This is a genomic window from Yersinia antarctica, from assembly GCF_056636475.1.
The window spans coordinates 515,251-531,737 of sequence record NZ_JBSJQF010000001.1 but is presented as its reverse complement, the minus strand read 5'-3'; the positions used below and the strand labels follow the sequence as shown (position 1 = coordinate 531,737).

The following is a 16,487-nucleotide window of genomic DNA, read 5'->3' as shown; positions in this document are numbered from 1 at the left end:
CACCAGAGGTAAGGAGCTATGGAATACTTTATTACTCTGCTGCTTCTGGTGCCGGAGCTTCTGCGTCAGGAGTAGTGGCTTCTTTGATGCTCAGGCGGATACGGCCCTGGCGATCAACTTCCATTACTTTAACTGGCACTTCTTGGCCCATTTGCAGATAGTCAGTCACTTTCTCTACACGCTTGTCAGCGATTTGAGAAATATGAACTAAACCTTCTTTACCGCCGCCGATTGCCACAAATGCACCGAAATCAACGATACGAGTTACTTTACCCGCATAGATACGGCCCACTTCGATTTCAGCAGTGATTTCTTCGATACGACGGATAGCGTGTTTCGCTTTATCGCCGTCGGTTGCTGCAATCTTAATGGTGCCATCATCTTCGATTTCAATGGTAGTGCCAGTTTCATCAGTCAGCGCACGAATCACAGAACCACCTTTACCGATCACATCCTTGATTTTCTCAGGATTGATTTTCATGGTGTAGATACGTGGAGCAAACTCAGAGATATCACCACGAGGTGTGCTGATAGCCTGTTCCATAACACCCAGAATGTGCAGACGCGCACCCTTGGCCTGGTTCAGAGCCACCTGCATGATTTCGCGGGTAATACCTTCAATTTTAATGTCCATTTGCAGTGCAGTAATACCGTCACGGCTACCTGCCACTTTAAAGTCCATGTCGCCCAAGTGATCTTCGTCACCCAGAATATCAGACAGAACAACAAAGTTTTCGCCTTCTTTAACCAGACCCATCGCGATACCCGCAACAGCGGCTTTAATTGGCACACCTGCATCCATCAGGGCCAAAGAAGCACCACAAACAGAAGCCATTGAGGAAGAACCGTTAGACTCGGTGATTTCAGAAACCACACGAACAGTGTAAGGGAACTCGCTCGGGCTTGGCATTACTGCCAGTACACCACGTTTCGCCAGACGGCCATGGCCAATCTCACGACGCTTAGGTGAACCAACCATACCTGTTTCACCAACACAATATGGAGGGAAATTATAGTGTAGCAGGAATGAGTCAGTACGCTCACCCATCAGCTCATCAATATTTTGCGCATCACGGGCAGTACCCAGTGTTGCAGTAACCAGCGCCTGAGTTTCACCACGGGTGAACAACGCAGAACCATGGGTACGTGGCAATACACCAGTACGCACATCCAGACCACGGATCATGTCTTTTTCGCGGCCATCGATACGTGGCTCGCCACGCAATACGCGGCTACGAACGACGTTTTTCTCAACATCGCCCAGAATGTCATGAATCTCGCTAGCATCTAAAGATTCATCTTGTGCCAACAGCGCTTCAGTGACGTCAGCTTTAATAGCATCAACCTGAGTATAGCGCTCTTGTTTCTCAGTGATACGATAAGCATCACCCAGACGAGCTTCTGCCAGCTCAGCAACACGCGCGTGCAGCGCTTCGTTAACTGGCTCTGCATGCCAATCCCACTTAGGTTTGCCAACTTCAGCAACCAGAGCGTTGATATTCTCAATCACAACTTGTTGTTGTTCGTGGCCGAAGATGACCGCGCCTAACATTTGATCTTCAGACAGAATCTGTGCTTCTGATTCAACCATCAATACTGCGTCAGCAGTACCGGCAACAACCAGATCCAAGCGGCTCTCTTTCAGCTCATCGGTCGTTGGGTTCAGCACATATTGGTCGTTGATGTAACCAACACGAGCAGCACCAATTGGGCCGTTAAATGGAATACCTGACAGGCTCAGCACTGCTGAGGCACCAATCAGTGCCACGATGTCTGGGTTAACTTGTGGGTTAACAGAAACAACGGTCGCAATCACCTGCACTTCGTTCAAGAAGCTGTCTGGGAACAGTGGGCGGATCGGACGGTCAATCAGACGTGAAGTCAGTGTTTCGCCTTCACTTGGGCGGCCTTCACGACGGAAGAAGCTACCTGGGATACGGCCAGCAGCGTAAGTACGCTCCTGATAATTAACGGTCAGAGGGAAGAAGCTCTGACCTGGCTTGGCTTTCTTTTGGCCAACAACAGTCACAAATACTGCGGTGTCGTCCATGCTTACCATTACAGCAGCCGTTGCCTGGCGAGCCATCATACCGGTTTCAATGGTAACGGTATGTTGACCGTACTGGAATTTACGAATAATCGGAGTCAGCAAAATAGTATCCTTATACTATGCGGTGCCGGATCGTATTGACGACCTCATCCACCTGTTACTAATATCTTCACACTGCATCCTCGCGACTAATGACAATCCTTAACTCTAATTGAGTTAAAGTCTCTCATTAGCCGCGCGAACCTCTGCACCGGAAGATCCTATTTATACCCGTCATCTTTCGATATGTAGCTGTGTTGGCTGCGTTCAATCAGCCGAATCACTTACTTATGTAAGCTCATCGGGACTCTTTCGCTTGCCGCCTTCCTACATCTCGAAATCTATTGGGTAGACAAATCCTATAGAACAACAACAATATACTAACGTATTTTATCATTGCTTCTTAGAAAAAAGGGGCCAATTTGGCCCCTTTCTCCCGAAACTCGCAGACTTAGCGACGCAGACCCAGACGCTCGATCAGGGAAGCATAACGTGCTACATCTTCACGCTTCAGGTAGTCCAGCAGCTTACGACGCGTGGATACCATACGCAGCAGACCACGACGGCTGTGGTGATCTTTTTTGTGCTCGGAGAAGTGACCTTGCAAATGGTTAATTTGAGCAGTCAACAGAGCAACCTGAACTTCGCTTGAACCGGTGTCATTGGTACCGCGACCGAAGTCAGCAACAATTTTAGCTTTCGCTTCAACACTTAGAGACATGATACAACTCCAAATATATAGATAAATTAAAACAGGCGCCGATCTCTAATTCAGCAACCCAATATGTAAGCCGCACTATTCTACTCTTTGCACTGCGGAATCGCAAGGTAGCCGCCTTCCTGCAACTCGAATTATATAGAGTATGGCCTACAGTGCATCTTCCTGCGCCTCTACTACCAGGCGTTTGGGTGCAACACGGCCATCCTCTGCGATAGTGCCGATACCAATGAAGTTACGCTCTTCGCCTTCAGTGATACGGACCATACCTTCGCTTGGCGCGCCAGCAACATGCACCGGTTGCCCTTGCTTTACATAGGCTGCAACAGCAGGTAACAGATTGACTTCAGGGAAGTTTAATACTGCACTGTCCATCGGTAGCAACAGTAAATCCAGCTCTGGATTTGGTGAGCGCTCTTCTGCCTGTGCCACTTCAACTATGGCAGTCAACTGCTCTAAAGTCACCATGCGATCACTTGGGTAAGCGGCCACTTGCAAACGACGCAGATAGCTAACATGTGCCCCACAGCCTAATAATTCACCCAAATCATCAACAATAGTGCGAATGTAGGTACCTTTTGAGCAATGAATTTCCAGCTCAAGATCATTGCCTTCCCAGCGAATAAACAGCAATTCATACACGGTAATGCTACGGGCGTCGCGCTCTACTTCAATCCCCTGCCGGGCATATTCATACAACGGTTTACCTTGATGCTTCAGTGCCGAATACATGGAAGGTATCTGCTGGCTATCGCCGCGGAAACTATCCAGAGCAGCATCCATCTGCGCCTGAGTGACGTTAACTTCACGCTCACTGATTAACGCACCTTCGGCATCCGAAGTATCTGTGCGCTGGCCCAAACGGGCAACCACCAGGTAGCGCTTATCAGAATCCAGCAAGAATTGAGAGAATTTGGTCGCTTCACCAAGACAGATAGGCAACATACCGGTCGCCAGTGGATCGAGTGCACCGGTATGGCCTGCGCGGTTAGCGCTAAAGAGACGTTTTACTTTCTGCAAAACGTCATTAGAGGAGAGGCCCAGCGGCTTATCCAATAACAGAACGCCGTTAATGTCACGGCCGCGACGACGTGGACGCCCCATTACTTCTCCTCGTCGTTACCTGGATTAACCTGACGTTCTACATCATTTTTGATGACGTTAGTCACCAGGTTAGACATCCGCATGCCTTCAATCAATGAGTTATCATAAGCGAAGGTCAGTTCCGGTACGATACGCAAGCGCATCGCTTTACCCAGCAGAGTGCGGATATAACCAGAGGCATCTTGCAGTGCTTTAATGCCATTTTTAACTGTATCCGGGTCTGCGTTATCGGTTAACACATTCAGGAAGGTCACAAAGACTTTAGCGTAAGCCAAATCACGGGACAGCTCGATACCGGATACGGTAGCCATGCCAACACGTGGGTCTTTGATTTCGCGTTGTAAGATGAGTGCGATCTCTTTTTGCATTTCCTGCGAAACACGTTGAGAACGGCTGAATTCTTTTGCCATTTGGATTCTCCAGACAAATTGGGGGGCCAAGGCCCCCCAAATGGATATAAGCAGATCTGAGGCGATTAATCGATAGTACGTTTGATTTCGATAATTTCGAAGACTTCGATCACATCACCAGTACGGACGTCGTTATAGTTCTTAACGCCGATACCACACTCCATACCATTACGAACTTCGTTAACGTCATCTTTGAAGCGGCGCAGAGATTCCAGCTCGCCTTCATAGATAACCACGTTGTCACGCAGAACACGGATTGGATTGTTACGCTTAATCACACCCTCAGTAACCATACAACCTGCAATGGCGCCAAATTTCGGTGATTTAAACACATCACGAACTTCAGCCAGACCAATGATTTGTTGTTTGTACTCAGGTGCCAACATACCACTCATCGCCTGTTTGACTTCGTCGATCAGGCTATAAATTACTGAGTAGTAACGTAGATCCAGACCTTCAGTTTCAACGACACGACGGGCTGAAGCATCAGCACGAACGTTAAAGCCAAGGATGATTGCGCCAGAAGCTGCGGCCAGTGTTGCGTCAGTTTCGGTGATACCACCAACGCCTGAGCCAACAATACGCACTTTCACTTCATCGGTAGACAGATTTTCCAGTGAATCACAGATAGCTTCACAAGAACCCTGTACGTCAGACTTGATTACGATGTTCAGTTCAGAAACTTCGCCTTCGGTCATGTTAGCAAACATGTTTTCCAGCTTAGATTTCTGCTGACGAGCCAGTTTGACTTCGCGGAATTTGCCCTGACGGTACAGTGCAACTTCACGAGCTTTCTTCTCATCACGAACCACGGTCACTTCATCACCGGCAGCAGGAACACTGGACAGACCCAGGATTTCAACCGGAATAGACGGACCAGCAGACGTGATATCACGGCCCAACTCGTCACGCATAGCACGTACACGGCCATACTCAAAGCCACACAGTACGATATCACCTTTGTTCAAGGTACCTTTCTGAACCAGCACGGTAGCAACAGGGCCACGGCCTTTATCCAAGAAGGATTCGATAACCACACCGTTTGCCATGCCAGTACGAACTGCTTTCAGTTCCAGAACTTCAGCTTGCAGCAGGATTGCGTTCAACAATTCATCAATACCGATACCAGCTTTCGCAGATACGTTGATGAACTGAGAGTCACCGCCCCACTCTTCTGGCTGGACACCGTACTGAGACAGCTCGGTTTTAACGCGGTCTGGATCAGCTTCTGGCTTATCGATTTTGTTCACTGCAACCACAACCGGCACTTTCGCCGCTTTGGCATGCTGAATAGCTTCGATAGTCTGTGGCATCACGCCATCGTCGGCTGCAACAACCAACACCACGATATCAGTCGCCTGAGCACCACGGGCACGCATTGAAGTAAACGCGGCGTGTCCTGGGGTATCCAGGAAGGTGATCATGCCGTTTTCAGTTTCAACGTGATAAGCACCGATGTGCTGTGTAATACCACCGGCCTCACCTGACGCCACTTTCGTGGAGCGGATGTAATCCAGCAGAGAGGTTTTACCGTGGTCAACGTGGCCCATGATGGTCACAACCGGAGCGCGGTGCTCGGCTGCGGCTTCAGCGCCAGTATCACGGTCGCTCATCAAAGCTTCTTCCAGTTCGTTTTCACGACGCAGAATCACTTTGTGGCCCATCTCTTCAGCAACCATCTGTGCTGTTTCTTGATCGATAACCTGGTTAATGGTTGCCATAGCACCCAGTTTCATCATTGCTTTGATGACCTGAGAGCCTTTAACAGCCATTTTGTTTGCCAGTTCAGCAACTGTTACAGTCTCACCAATCACAACATCGCGGTTAACCGCAACAACAGGCTTGTTGAAGCTCTGTTGAAGTGTGCTTGGTTTACGTTTGCCTTTACGGCCAACAGCACGTGCTTCTTCACGATCAGCTTTAGACTCGGAGAGTTTATTGCCTTTTTTCTGCTTAGTTGCTTTACCACCACGAGTGCGGCTACGGCGATCACCTTCAACTTTGGCGTCGTTTTCGTCTTCCGCGGCGCGCGCATGTTGTGAAGTGGTTACATGGTAGTCAGCAGACTCAGTCTGCTCAGCCACAGGTGCTGGCCATTTACCTTCGTTTTCGGCTGCCATTTTACGGGCTTCCTCAGCAACGCGTTTAGCATCTTCCTCGACCTTACGGCGTGTTTCTTCTTCTACTGAGCGTTTCAGCTCGGCAGCTTCAGCTTCACGGCGTGCTTTATCGGTCTGAGCTGGCTTGATTTTTTCGTCGGTTTGTTGATTCGTCACTTTTTCTTTTTCCGCTGCTTGGCGTTTAGCTTTTTCAGCGGCCTCACGTTTGGCTTGTTCTTCGGCCGCACGTTTAGCTTTTTCTTCAGCGATTTTCTGCGCTGCTGCTTCCGCTTCACGTTGTGCCTGCTCTTCCGCTTCACGCTGTGCCTGCTCTTCCGCTTTAGCTTGTTCAGCTTCCGGCGTATTTACATAAGTGCGTTTCTTGCGGACCTCGATTTGCACCGATTTACTTTTTCCGCCGGTGCTCGGAATATTCAAGGTGCTACGCGTTTTGCGTTGCAACGTGAGTTTATTCGGCGCACTACCGTGTTCACGGTTTAAGTGCGCCAGTAATGTTTCTTTTTCTTGCTGGGTAACTGAGTCTACTTCAGACTTCTTGATCCCTGCATCAGCAAATTGCTGTACCAGGCGATCAACTGGGGTCTGAATCTCAGCTGCCAGCGATTTTACGGTTACATCTGTCATGCTGTTCCTTCCTGCTACAGTTTATTACGCGTTATCGCCAAACCAACAGATATTACGTGCGGCCATAATCAGCTCGCCGGCTTGCTCATCGCTAAGCCCTTCAATATCTGCCAGATCGTCGATACCCTGCTCGGCAAGATCTTCCAGCGTACACACACCGCGCGCAGCCAATTTGAATGCCATGCTACGTTCCAGACCCGCCAGGTTCAGCAGATCATCAGCGGGTTTTTGGTCGCCAAGACTTTCTTCTTGTGCCAGGGCCAGCGTGGTCAATGCAGCTTTGGCGCGATCACGCAGCGCTTCAACCGTATCTTCGTCAAGACCGTCGATTTCCAGAAGTTCTTTCATTGGCACGTAAGCCAATTCTTCCAGAGAAGAGAAACCTTCCTCTACCAATATGGTGGCAAAGTCCTCATCGATATCAAGATATTTGGTGAAGGTATCAATAGCGGCATGAGCTTCGGCCTGATGCTTCGCCTGAAGATCGTCCGCCGTCATTACGTTCAGTTCCCAGCCACTCAGTTGTGCTGCTAAACGTACGTTCTGGCCGTTACGGCCAATTGCCTGTGCCAAGTTGCTGGCTTCAACGGCAACATCCATCGTGTGTCTGTCTTCATCAACCACAATAGACGCAACATCAGCTGGCGCCATGGCATTAATAACAAACTGGGCTGGATTATCATCCCACAATACAATATCAATGCGCTCACCGCCAAGCTCGCTGGAAACAGCCTGAACTCGGGCACCACGCATACCTACACAAGCACCGACTGGATCGATACGTTTGTCGTTGGTTTTGACCGCAATTTTAGCACGCGAGCCAGGATCACGGGCGGCAGCTTTAATTTCGATCAATTCTTCGCCAATTTCTGGCACTTCAATACGGAACAGTTCGATCAGCATTTCAGGACGTGAACGGCTGACAAACAACTGAGCACCGCGAGCTTCTGGACGCACGTCATACAGAACACCACGGATACGGTCGCCTGGACGGAAGTTTTCACGCGGTAGCATGTCTTCACGGCCAATAACGGCTTCAGCATTGTTACCCAGATCCAGTGCAATACTGTCACGGTTAACTTTTTTCACCACACCGGTAACAATTTCGCCCAGATACTGACGGAACTGATCAACCACCATAGCACGTTCGGCTTCACGTACTTTCTGTACGATGACCTGTTTAGCTGTTTGGGTTGTGATACGGTCAAAAGTAACAGATTCAATCTGGTCTTCGACATAATCACCCAACTGGAGGGTTGGATCTTCATATTGAGCCGCATCCAACGTGATTTCACGCGTTGGCATGGTAACTTCGTCAACTGCGACCCAACGGCGGAAAGTGTCGAAATCACCGGTTTTACGGTCGATGCTGACGCGAACTTCAATTTCTTGTTCGTATTTTTTCTTGGTCGCTGTCGCTAGAGCGGTTTCCAACGCCTCAAAAATCTTCTCGCGCGGAAGGGATTTCTCATTGGAAACTGCTTCTACAACAGCCAGAATCTCTTTGTTCATCCTAGTTGCCTCATCCAAACTTTAAAAGTGGGGTACCAGGTTCGCTTTCTGGATGTTGCTCAGCGCGAACACTTCATCTTTTCCATCCACAGTAACCGTGATCATTTCACCATCAACGGCTTTAATAATGCCCTGCCATTTACGGCGGTTCTGCATTGCCATACGCAAAACCAAAGTGACTTCTTCACCGAGGTAACGAGTATAATGTTCAGCGGTGAACATAGGGCGATCAAGGCCCGGAGAGGAAACTTCTAAGTTGTAAGCGACCGTAATTGGATCTTCTACGTCCAATACAGCGCTGACCTGGTGGCTGACATCAGCACAAGCATCAACAGTGATTCCGTCGTCACTATCAATATAGATTCGTAGCGTCGATTGGCGCCCCCGGATGAACTCGATGCCGACTAATTCATAGCCTAAGGCCTCAACCGGTGCTGAAATTATCTCTGTTAACTTTTGTTCTAATGTGGACAAGCCCACCCCCAAGACATAAAAAAAGGGCCTAATAGCCCAGTGATTCTGCTGTCAAATAACAAAAAACCCCGAAATTCGGGGCTTTATGCAACTGGACCCTGTTTGCCGCAAAGCGGCTTCGGTACAACTTTCTGACAAGTATTTTTTTCAAATTGAAATCGAAAGTATCTGAGGTCTACCGAATACAACATTTGAAAAAAAACACTTTAGGAAAGTGGTTGCGGGGGCCGGATTTGAACCGACGACCTTCGGGTTATGAGCCCGACGAGCTACCAGGCTGCTCCACCCCGCGTCCGAAAACGTGGCAAATATTACGTTGATAACGACAAAAAAGCAAGTTATCTGACTGATTTGGTACCGAGGACGGGACTTGAACCCGTAAGCCCAATCGGGCACTACCACCTCAAGGTAGCGTGTCTACCAATTCCACCACCCCGGCACTGATTCAACTGGTTGTTTTTACTATTTAAGTCGTCACAACCATTTTAAAACTTTTTTCTATCGTTACTACTTACTGCTGGCAAAACATTACTGCGGGATATCGCTACTTGGCTTAGCTGGTGCTACTGGAGCTGTAGTCTGCTCAGTTTTTGCAGGCGTACCCAAGTTTTCCCACTCGCTGCCTGTATGGCCCTGGTTGGTGCTCATATTGCCCAGAATCAAGCTAATGACGAAGAACAGCGTCGCCAATAAAGCCGTCATGCGAGTCATAAAGTTACCGGAACCATTCGAACCGAACAGAGTTGCAGACGCACCTGCTCCGAATGAGGCTCCCATATCCGCGCCTTTACCTTGCTGCAACATGATCAGAGCAACTAGCCCAATCGAAATCAGCAAGAAAAATACCAGAAGAGCTTCGTACATAGTTGTACCTGTATCCTTGCGGATTCACCGCATGCCAAATGCTTTTCACCCATCAGCGGGGACTTATTCACCCACTTAAGCGGGTGTGAATACTAACCAAAGCGCATAGTACACGCAAGGGCAATTTCACAACACGAGTTCATTTGCAGAAAAAAGCGTCAAGTTATTCAACTTCAGCGCAATTTATGGGGGAAAGAGTCACACCCTCCCCCATAAAAGCACCATTAACCTGCCGCTTTCACCGCATCTGCGATCCGGTTTGCCATTTCAGCAATCAATGATTCTTCAGCATCACCTTCAACCATCACGCGGATTAATGGTTCGGTACCTGATTTACGCAACAGAACGCGGCCACGATCACCCAATTCTTTTTCAACCTGGCGAGTCACTTCTTCAACTGCCTCAGATTTAAGAGGATTGTGTTCACCAGAGAAACGTACGTTCACCAGGATTTGTGGCAATAGCTTCATGCCACTGCATAAATCATGCAGGCTCATGTGATTACGTACCATAGCAGTAAGCACTTGCAAACCAGCAACAATGCCGTCACCGGTGGTAGTTTTATCCAGTAAAATTACATGACCTGAGTTTTCAGCACCAATGCGCCAGCCTTTCTCTTGCATGGCTTCCAGTACGTAGCGGTCACCCACTTTGGCACGAACAAACGGAATACCCAGTTCTTTTAGAGCCAGCTGTAAACCCATGTTACTCATTAGCGTACCAACCGCACCGCCTTTCAGTTGACCCTGACGCAAGCCTTCGCGCGCGATGATATACAAAATCTGGTCGCCATCAACCTTGTTGCCCAGATGGTCAACCATCATCAAGCGGTCACCATCACCGTCAAATGCCAGGCCAACATGTGCATCTTCAGCCAGCACACGCGCTTGCAGCAAGCGAACATCCGTGGCACCACATTCTTCATTGATATTCATGCCATCAGGTTCACAGCCGATGGTGATAACATTTGCCCCGAGTTCACGTAATACACTTGGGGCGATGTGATAGGTGGCACCATTGGCGCAATCGACCACAATTTTTAACTCTTTCAGGCTAAGTTCGCTCGGGAATGTGCCTTTACAGAACTCAATGTAGCGCCCGGCCGCATCCACGATACGGTTAGCTTTACCCAATTCGGCAGATTCAACGCAGGTTAATGGTTTTTCCATTTCTGCTTCAATAGCCTCCTCCACATCATCAGGCAGTTTGGTGCCATCAATTGAGAAGAATTTAATGCCATTATCTTCGAAAGGGTTATGGGACGCTGAAATAACAATACCCGCTTCAGCGCGGAAAGTTCGGGTCAGATAAGCAACAGCAGGGGTCGGCATTGGGCCGGTAAATGATGCCGATAGCCCAGCGGCGGCCAAGCCGGCTTCCAGCGCCGATTCCAGCATGTAGCCGGAAATACGCGTATCTTTACCGATGATAATTTTACGAGAACCATGTCGAGCCAGAACCTTACCGGCAGCCCAGCCGAGCTTTAATACAAAATCAGGCGTAATCGGACTCTCACCCACTTTGCCGCGAATGCCATCTGTACCAAAGTATTTACGGTTACTCATAATTTTTATTTATCCCTTCGCTGAAAGTGTTGCCTCGACGATACGCATCGCCTCGACAGTTTCTTTGACATCATGCACTCGGACAATCTGTGCGCCTTGCATAGCGGCAATGACAGCACAAGCGACACTCCCGATGACCCGCTGTTGTGGCGGAACATGTAATAGCTGACCCACCATCGATTTTCGCGACATTCCCACTAACAATGGCAACCCAAAATGATGCAGTTCAGCCAGTCGCGCCAATAACTGGTAATTATGCGCCAAATTTTTGCCGAAACCGAAGCCTGGGTCGAGTAACAATTTACTTTTTGCGATACCGGCCGCAACACAGCGAGCAATATGGTATTCAAAGAACTGGTTTACATCAGCCAGTAAATCATCGTAATGCGGTGACTGCTGCATACTTTGCGGTTGCCCCTGCATATGCATCAGGCACACCGGCAGACCGGTTTTTGCCGCAGCGTCGAGCGCACCTGGCTCTTGTAATGAGCGGATATCATTAATCAGATGGGCACCAGCTTGAGCAGATTCAGTGATAACCGCCGCTTTAGAGGTATCTACAGATAACCAAGTATCAAAGCGCTTGGCTAATGCCTCGACAACTGGCACTACCCGATCAAGCTCCTCCTGCTCACTCACTTGTGCAGCACCAGGGCGGGTGGACTCGCCACCAATATCAATCAGCGTAGCACCTGCTGATAACATCAATTGGGCATGCTGTAATGCTTTATCAATATTATTGTGATGTCCACCATCCGAAAACGAATCCGGGGTGACATTCAAGATACCCATAACGTGTGGGAGAGAGAGATCCAGAACCCGATCTCTGGCAGTTAAATGCATGTCATCGCACCTTAAAAGTGGCAGTTCACGTCAATTTTATATCTTAGAAAAAGAAAAACCCCAGGCAAGCCCGAGGTTTATATTAATCACAACGCTTTATACTCGGTATACTTCAAGCTGCATGTGCGTTAGCTGCTCTCTCTCACCCGAATCATTGACTGGCGTCAACTCATCGGGATTCATTCACTTGCCGCCTTCCTGCAACTCGAATTATTTAGAGTATAGATGCCAACAGTTGACTTACTTATCGCCCAACTGTTCTGACATGGTATTTGAATTGCCTGGCGTTGGTACATTTGGCTCATCAACCGGCGTTGGTGCCTTTGGTGTGCTGTCATTGTCAGATGATTTATTCTTGGTCGCATCATCCCAGCCCGCTGGCGGGCGAACTTCTTTGCGATTCATCAAATCATCAATCTGCGGTGCATCAATCGTTTCATACTTCATCAAAGCATCTTTCATGGTATGCAGAACATCCATATTTTCCATCAGCAATGTACGTGCACGCTGATAGTTACGCTCGACAAGTAACTTAACTTCCTGATCGATAATACGCGCAGTTTCATCAGACATATGCTTGGCTTTTGCCACAGAACGGCCAAGGAATACCTCGCCTTCTTCTTCAGCATACAGCAACGGCCCCAGTTTTTCGGAGAAGCCCCACTGCGTCACCATGTTACGCGCGATAGACGTGGCAACTTTGATATCATTCGATGCACCGGTAGAGACTTTTTCCGGCCCGTAAATGATCTCTTCAGCAAGACGACCACCGTATAAGGTAGAGATCTGGCTTTCCAGTTTCTGACGGCTAGCGCTGATAGCATCACCTTCCGGCAGGAAGAATGTTACACCCAACGCACGACCACGGGGAATAATGGTCACTTTATGTACTGGGTCATGTTCAGGTACCAGACGACCGATGATCGCATGGCCTGCTTCATGATAAGCCGTTGATTCTTTTTGTGCTTCTGTCATTACCATGGAGCGACGTTCCGCACCCATCATAATTTTATCTTTCGCTTTCTCAAACTCAGCCATCGAAACAACACGCTTGTTACCACGAGCAGCAAACAACGCGGCTTCGTTGACCAGGTTAGCCAGGTCAGCACCAGAGAAGCCTGGTGTACCACGTGCAATAACTGAAGCATCGATATCGGTATCTAATGGCACGCGGCGCATATGAACTTTAAGAATCTGTTCACGACCACGGACATCAGGTAAACCAACCACAACCTGACGGTCAAAACGACCTGGACGCAGTAACGCCGGGTCAAGAACGTCTGGACGGTTAGTTGCTGCGATGACGATGATGCCTTCATTGCCTTCAAAGCCATCCATTTCAACCAGCATTTGGTTCAGTGTCTGTTCACGTTCGTCATGACCACCACCCAAACCAGCGCCACGTTGACGGCCTACCGCATCGATTTCATCGATAAAGATGATACAAGGTGCGGCTTTTTTAGCCTGCTCAAACATGTCACGGACACGGGATGCACCCACACCAACGAACATTTCTACGAAGTCAGAACCAGAAATAGTGAAGAATGGCACTTTAGCTTCACCTGCAATGGCTTTCGCCAGCAAGGTTTTACCTGTCCCTGGAGGACCAACCATCAATACGCCTTTCGGAATCTTACCGCCCAGTTTCTGGAAGCGGCTTGGCTCACGCAGATAGTCAACCAATTCACTGACTTCTTCTTTTGCTTCGTCGCAACCGGCCACATCAGCAAAAGAGGTTTTTATTTGATCTTCTGTCAGCATGCGAGCTTTGCTCTTGCCAAAGGACATCGCCCCTTTGCCGCCGCCACCTTGCATTTGACGCATAAAGAAGATCCAGACCCCAATCAACAACAACATTGGGAACCAGGAAATAAAGATAGAGGCCAGCAAGCTCGGCTCTTCCGGTGGCTCACCAACAACTTTCACATTTTTAGTCAATAAGGTATCTAACAGCTTTGGATCGTTGACCGGAATGAAAGTCGTATATTTGCTGTTATCTTTCTTACTGACGTTAATTTCACGCCCATTAATACGCGCTTCACGAACCTGTTCTTGGGTTACGTCGGACATGAAAGTAGAGTAATCCACTTTACGGCCATTCGATTCGCTGGGTCCAAAGCTCTGGAATACAGACATCAGTACGACTGCAATAACTAACCAGAGAATTAGGTTTTTCGCCATGTCACTCAAGGGATTAACCTCATATTACAACTGTGTTAACAAACAGCGTTAGGGTACTACAGTTTCCGCCCTGTCGCTACAATGTACACTTCACGCGATCGCGCACGAGAAGCGTCTGGCTTACGAATCTTAACTTTCGTAAACAGGGAGCGAATTTCCCGTAGGTATTCATCAAAGCCATCTCCCTGAAACACCTTCACCAGGAAACTTCCGCCTGGCGCAAGTACATCACGACACATATCTAAAGCTAATTCAACCAGATACATTGATTTAGGTATATCGACTGCCGGAGTACCACTCATATTCGGGGCCATATCACACATGACCACCTGAACTTTTTTATCCCCAACACGCTCAAGTAAAGCTTTCAGGACTAGTTCATCACGAAAATCGCCCTGAAGGAAATCGACACCAACGATAGGATCCATTGGTAGAAGATCACATGCGATGACCCGCCCTTTACCGCCTATTTGGGTTACTGCATATTGGGACCAACCGCCGGGTGCAGCGCCTAAATCGACTACTGTCATACCGGGTTTAAAAAGTTTATCGTTCTGTTGTATTTCATCAAGTTTAAACCAGGCGCGAGAGCGTAGCCCCTTTTTCTGTGCCTGAATTACATATTTATCGCTAAAGTGTTCTTGTAACCAGCGACTAGAGCTAGCCGAACGCTTTTTATTAGACATCTCTTTTTCCAACTATCTTAATTAAGAGCCCGCGCATCTGTTGCTTAGCTCGCGTAAACTCCCCATCGACGTAGACCGATTTGGTGATACACATGAGATGGCGGTAGAATGAACCGTTTTCAATCCCAACTTAAGCAAAAAAGACGATGAATCTGAATAACAAACAAAAACAGCACCTGAAAAGCCTGGCCCATCCATTAAAGCCAGTAGTCATGCTGGGCAATAACGGGTTAACCGAAGGGGTGCTGGCTGAAATCGAACAAACGCTGGAACATCATGAACTTATTAAGGTGAAGATCACTGCTGAAGAGCGTGAAACCAAAGCCCTAATTGCTGATGCCATCGTGCGTGAGACCGGTGCCGTTAACGTCCAAATCATCGGTAATATTTTAGTGCTCTATCGCCCAGCGAAAGAGCGGAAAATTATTTTACCGCGTTAATGGCGCTTGTTTTAGAGAAAAGGTGCCATGCACTTTGTTCTGATAAAAGGCCGCAAGCGGCCTTTTACTTTTCTTTACAACTTCATTTTTGAGAAATAACGCGTAATAGCTGCTCAGATGGACAAGTATTACACATAATCCACGCTAAGAATTTCATATTCTACTTCGCCGCCTGGAGTTCGAATAACAACGACGTCATCAACTTCCTTACCAATCAGGCCACGAGCGATAGGTGAGTTAACCGAAATAAGATTTTGTTTAAAATCCGCTTCATCATCACCCACAATCCGGTATTGCTGCTCTTCTTCGCTATCCACATTTAATACACGAACCGTGGCACCAAAAATAACGCGGCCATTATTAGGCATTCTGGTGATATCAATCACCTGCGCATTAGAGAGTTTTGCTTCTATTTCTTGAATCCGGCCTTCACAGAACCCTTGTTGCTCGCGGGCTGCATGATATTCCGCATTTTCTTTCAAGTCACCGTGTTCGCGGGCAGTGGCGATATCAGCAATAATTTTAGGGCGACGAACGCCTTTTAAAAAATCCAGCTCTTCACGCAGTTTCTCTGCGCCATTTACCGTCATCGGAATCTGTTTCATCTTTTAAATACCTCTAAATCTATCCTGTTCAAAAAACCGTCATCCTAACGTTTTCGAATGAAAATGCGGCTAGTTTGATAGCCTACCCGCCTCCAGGCGATAAACAAAAAAAATCACCCCGGAGCCAAAACCCCAAGTCAGGATCAATTCTGCATTTTGATATGCATTTTAACGTAGAGTTCCTTTAGGGTCATCGTTTACTTTCGCCCTCGTTGCACCGTAGTATGGCAACACGTTATTCAGCAGTTATAC

At 48.2% G+C, this 16,487-nt stretch carries 14 protein-coding genes and 2 tRNA genes; 1 reads left to right on the top strand and 15 read right to left on the bottom strand.

The window, feature by feature from the left end; genetic code table 11:
• Positions 1-31 precede the first annotated feature (31 nt).
• From pnp to rlmE, 14 genes are all read right to left on the bottom strand, one after another.
• On the bottom strand, positions 32-2,152 hold the full coding sequence (gene pnp / locus ACWJJO_RS02395) for a polyribonucleotide nucleotidyltransferase (protein WP_083160892.1): 2,121 nt from the start codon (positions 2,150-2,152) through the stop codon (positions 32-34).
• Positions 2,153-2,540: 388 nt separating this feature from the next.
• Positions 2,541-2,810, bottom strand: coding sequence for a 30S ribosomal protein S15 (gene rpsO, locus ACWJJO_RS02390; RefSeq protein ID WP_050085613.1), 270 nt, complete (start codon positions 2,808-2,810; stop codon positions 2,541-2,543).
• 147 nt (positions 2,811-2,957) lie between these two features.
• A complete protein-coding gene (gene truB / locus ACWJJO_RS02385; protein ID WP_083160893.1) occupies positions 2,958-3,911 on the bottom strand; it encodes a tRNA pseudouridine(55) synthase TruB in 954 nt (317 codons plus the stop codon).
• Positions 3,911-4,321 (bottom strand): 30S ribosome-binding factor RbfA, encoded by a 411-nt coding sequence (gene rbfA / locus ACWJJO_RS02380; protein ID WP_032816249.1) that lies wholly within the window; start codon positions 4,319-4,321, stop codon positions 3,911-3,913. The genes truB and rbfA overlap by 1 nt, the downstream gene beginning before the upstream one ends.
• Before the next feature lie 65 nt (positions 4,322-4,386).
• The gene (gene infB, locus ACWJJO_RS02375) at positions 4,387-7,065 is read right to left on the bottom strand and encodes a translation initiation factor IF-2 (protein WP_083160894.1); all 2,679 of its coding nucleotides are present in this window, start codon (positions 7,063-7,065) and stop codon (positions 4,387-4,389) included.
• A 24-nt stretch (positions 7,066-7,089) separates the two neighbouring features.
• Complete coding sequence (gene nusA, locus ACWJJO_RS02370) at positions 7,090-8,577, bottom strand: transcription termination factor NusA (RefSeq protein WP_083160895.1); 1,488 nt, start codon at positions 8,575-8,577, stop codon at positions 7,090-7,092.
• A 21-nt stretch (positions 8,578-8,598) separates the two neighbouring features.
• Positions 8,599-9,051 carry a ribosome maturation factor RimP gene (rimP, locus tag ACWJJO_RS02365; RefSeq protein WP_002222054.1) on the bottom strand — a complete coding sequence of 151 codons (453 nt, stop codon included), beginning with the start codon at positions 9,049-9,051 and terminating at the stop codon, positions 8,599-8,601.
• A 215-nt stretch (positions 9,052-9,266) separates the two neighbouring features.
• Positions 9,267-9,343 (bottom strand) — tRNA-Met (locus tag ACWJJO_RS02360).
• 60 nt (positions 9,344-9,403) lie between these two features.
• Positions 9,404-9,490: transfer RNA gene (locus ACWJJO_RS02355), tRNA-Leu, on the bottom strand.
• An 89-nt stretch (positions 9,491-9,579) separates the two neighbouring features.
• Positions 9,580-9,915, bottom strand: coding sequence for a preprotein translocase subunit SecG (gene secG / locus ACWJJO_RS02350; protein WP_005186467.1), 336 nt, complete (start codon positions 9,913-9,915; stop codon positions 9,580-9,582).
• Positions 9,916-10,139: 224 nt separating this feature from the next.
• Positions 10,140-11,480 (bottom strand): phosphoglucosamine mutase, encoded by a 1,341-nt coding sequence (gene glmM, locus ACWJJO_RS02345; RefSeq protein ID WP_083160899.1) that lies wholly within the window; start codon positions 11,478-11,480, stop codon positions 10,140-10,142.
• Between the two features lie 9 nt (positions 11,481-11,489).
• The gene (folP, locus tag ACWJJO_RS02340) at positions 11,490-12,323 is read right to left on the bottom strand and encodes a dihydropteroate synthase (protein ID WP_083160901.1); all 834 of its coding nucleotides are present in this window, start codon (positions 12,321-12,323) and stop codon (positions 11,490-11,492) included.
• 240 nt (positions 12,324-12,563) lie between these two features.
• Entirely contained in the window at positions 12,564-14,504 is a 1,941-nt protein-coding gene (gene ftsH / locus ACWJJO_RS02335; protein WP_083160903.1) for an ATP-dependent zinc metalloprotease FtsH, read from the bottom strand.
• Between the two features lie 56 nt (positions 14,505-14,560).
• On the bottom strand, positions 14,561-15,190 hold the full coding sequence (gene rlmE, locus ACWJJO_RS02330) for a 23S rRNA (uridine(2552)-2'-O)-methyltransferase RlmE (RefSeq protein WP_083160905.1): 630 nt from the start codon (positions 15,188-15,190) through the stop codon (positions 14,561-14,563).
• Positions 15,191-15,336: 146 nt separating this feature from the next.
• Here rlmE and yhbY point away from each other — a divergent pair, with 146 nt between their 5' ends.
• Entirely contained in the window at positions 15,337-15,630 is a 294-nt protein-coding gene (gene yhbY, locus ACWJJO_RS02325; protein WP_004389225.1) for a ribosome assembly RNA-binding protein YhbY, read from the top strand.
• Between the two features lie 128 nt (positions 15,631-15,758).
• On the opposite strand, the gene greA is transcribed toward yhbY, so the two are convergent.
• Complete coding sequence (gene greA / locus ACWJJO_RS02320) at positions 15,759-16,235, bottom strand: transcription elongation factor GreA (protein WP_005186441.1); 477 nt, start codon at positions 16,233-16,235, stop codon at positions 15,759-15,761.
• Positions 16,236-16,487 lie beyond the last annotated feature (252 nt).

What these genes read in the sequence shown, in the direction of transcription:
- rpsO (WP_050085613.1), bottom strand. Translation starts at nt 2,810, where the DNA reads ATGTCTCTAAGTGTTGAAGCGAAAGCTAAAATTGTTGCTGACTTCGGT.
- truB (WP_083160893.1), bottom strand. Translation starts at nt 3,911, where the DNA reads ATGGGGCGTCCACGTCGTCGCGGCCGTGACATTAACGGCGTTCTGTTA.
- rbfA (WP_032816249.1), bottom strand. Translation starts at nt 4,321, where the DNA reads ATGGCAAAAGAATTCAGCCGTTCTCAACGTGTTTCGCAGGAAATGCAA.
- infB (WP_083160894.1), bottom strand. Translation starts at nt 7,065, where the DNA reads ATGACAGATGTAACCGTAAAATCGCTGGCAGCTGAGATTCAGACCCCA.
- nusA (WP_083160895.1), bottom strand. Translation starts at nt 8,577, where the DNA reads ATGAACAAAGAGATTCTGGCTGTTGTAGAAGCAGTTTCCAATGAGAAA.
- secG (WP_005186467.1), bottom strand. Translation starts at nt 9,915, where the DNA reads ATGTACGAAGCTCTTCTGGTATTTTTCTTGCTGATTTCGATTGGGCTA.
- glmM (WP_083160899.1), bottom strand. Translation starts at nt 11,480, where the DNA reads ATGAGTAACCGTAAATACTTTGGTACAGATGGCATTCGCGGCAAAGTG.
- folP (WP_083160901.1), bottom strand. Translation starts at nt 12,323, where the DNA reads ATGCATTTAACTGCCAGAGATCGGGTTCTGGATCTCTCTCTCCCACAC.
- ftsH (WP_083160903.1), bottom strand. Translation starts at nt 14,504, where the DNA reads ATGGCGAAAAACCTAATTCTCTGGTTAGTTATTGCAGTCGTACTGATG.
- rlmE (WP_083160905.1), bottom strand. Translation starts at nt 15,190, where the DNA reads ATGTCTAATAAAAAGCGTTCGGCTAGCTCTAGTCGCTGGTTACAAGAA.
- yhbY (WP_004389225.1), top strand. Translation starts at nt 15,337, where the DNA reads ATGAATCTGAATAACAAACAAAAACAGCACCTGAAAAGCCTGGCCCAT.
- greA (WP_005186441.1), bottom strand. Translation starts at nt 16,235, where the DNA reads ATGAAACAGATTCCGATGACGGTAAATGGCGCAGAGAAACTGCGTGAA.